The 1931-nt window shown below is 46.7% G+C and carries 2 protein-coding genes and 1 tRNA gene; all 3 read right to left on the minus strand.

Going from position 1 to position 1931, the window contains the following annotated elements; all coding sequences use genetic code 11:
• Positions 1-212: 212 nt before the first annotated feature.
• Positions 213-283: transfer RNA gene (locus RB622_RS30025), tRNA-Gln, on the minus strand.
• 66 nt (positions 284-349) lie between these two features.
• Positions 350-1228 carry an ACP S-malonyltransferase gene (fabD, locus tag RB622_RS30030; RefSeq protein WP_308050537.1) on the minus strand — a complete coding sequence of 293 codons (879 nt, stop codon included), beginning with the start codon at positions 1226-1228 and terminating at the stop codon, positions 350-352.
• A 99-nt stretch (positions 1229-1327) separates the two neighbouring features.
• The coding region (locus RB622_RS30035; RefSeq protein WP_308050536.1) for a gliding motility-associated C-terminal domain-containing protein at positions 1328-1931 on the minus strand (604 nt) is incomplete at its 5' end.

A 1931-nucleotide genomic window follows, 5' to 3' on the forward strand; every position in this document is an offset into this window, starting at 1 on the left:
TTCTGGCAAAAGGATACGGACTAAGGCTTGATAAGATTCGTTCAACACGCAAACGGGATTGGTTCGGGCTACAAAGCAAATAATTTATTTCATTCCCCCCAACTTTTCAGCTTGATCCGACTTAAGGGAGTGTACAGTTTTCGAACGAAAATTAGTGTGAGAAAGAATAAAAAAAGAGCTCATTAAAAAATGAGCTCTTTGCTAAAAGATTGTTGGCCGACAAGGACTCGAACCTTGAACGAGACAACCAAAATGTCCTGTGTTACCATTACACCATCAGCCAATACCGTGTTAGTGGTGCAAAAGTAATATGAATTTTTGAGTTGTCAAGCATTTTTGAAAAAAATTTTCAAATACTTTTTAATTCTACGCCGCTGGCGATTTTTCTAACCAATCCCTGCAGCACTTTTCCAGGACCTGATTCAATAAATATTCCGGCTCCGTCTGCTACCATTTGTTCCACCGACTGGGTCCATCTTACCGGTGCAGTCAATTGCGCAATCAGATTTTCTTTGATAACCGATACCTCTGTCGCAGGTTTGGCATTTACGTTCTGATAGATCGCGCAGATCGGAGACTGGAATTCGGCGGCATGAATCGCAGCGGCGAGTTCTGCGCGTGCAGGCTCCATCAGTGGTGAATGGAAGGCACCGCCAACGGGCAATAGCAATGCGCGTTTTGCACCCGCAGCTTTTAATAATTCGCAAGCTTTTTCAACACCTTCGATTGTTCCGGATATCACAACCTGGCCCGGGCAGTTATAGTTGGCTGGTACAACAACCTCGTCTGTGATGCTTGCACAGATGTCTTCGATGGTTTTATCGTCAAGACCAAGAATCGCTGCCATGGTGGATGGGCGGATGAGGCAGGCCTTTTGCATCGCGTCAGCGCGTTGAGCAACCAGACGCAGTCCATCTTCAAATGATAAAGCGCCCGCGGCTACAAGGGCCGAAAATTCGCCCAAAGAATGACCGGCTACCATTTCCGGAGCAAATTCTGCGCTGACCTTCGCCAAAACAACGGAATGAATAAAAATGGCAGGTTGTGTCACATTGGTTTGTTTGAGCGCTTCGTCGGTGCCTTCAAACATAATCTTGGTTATTTCAAAGCCTAGAATGTCGTTTGCCTGGTCAAACAATGCTTTGGCTGAATCGGAACTTTGGTATAGATCCAGACCCATACCCTTAAACTGAGAACCCTGACCCGGAAATATATAGGCTTTTTTCATCATTAATGGATTTTATAAGTTGTCGTAATAAAAAATTGAGCCCGACTCTTGCGAATCGGGCTGCAAATTAACGACTTGGAAGTGAAAGAAAAAAGGCAGTTACCTAAGCAGCTGCACCCATCCTTTAAACTGCGCGGGTTTTCCTGTTTTTTGCACGGATTCAAAGTATACGGTGACTTCGTAGTAATACTGTCCGGCGGCCAGATCGCTTCCCGAGTTGGTCTGGCCGTTCCAGTTGATGTTTACATCTTTGGTATCAAACACTTTTGCTCCCCAGCGGTTGAACACTTTAAATTCAAGCGATTGGACAAAACTCGGGCAGTCGTATGGTTTGAAAAGGTCATTTTTGCCATCCCCGTTTGGTGTGATCACGTTGGGCAGTTTCAGGATCGGGCAGTTGTCCTTGCAGACTGTATTGCTTGGCGCACTCTCCGTTCCGTATTTGTTCACGGCTGTTACGTAATAGCATCCGGCAAAAGAGCTCAGGCCTTCGTGGGCAAAGGAAGTTGCCACGGGTGCTGTGATTTCTTTCAAAAGTGTCGGAGTATCGCCTTCGTAGCGGGTGTAATACAAGCGGTACGCGGCAATGGCCTGGTCGCAATCCTTCCCGCCCGCCGACTGTGGATAAGTCCAGGACAGGTTGTTGGTAAATGATTTTTGTCCGCAGAAAGAATCGGCCTGCAGGCTGTCGCAGTTCAGCACA

Origin of the sequence: Dyadobacter sp. LHD-138 (assembly GCF_030929615.1) — a bacterium.
GTDB lineage: Bacteria > Bacteroidota > Bacteroidia > Cytophagales > Spirosomataceae > Dyadobacter.

Bases quoted from the DNA above. Each gene is read 5' to 3' on its own strand.
- fabD (WP_308050537.1), bottom strand. From the start codon at position 1,228: ATGAAAAAAGCCTATATATTTCCGGGTCAGGGTTCTCAGTTTAAGGGT.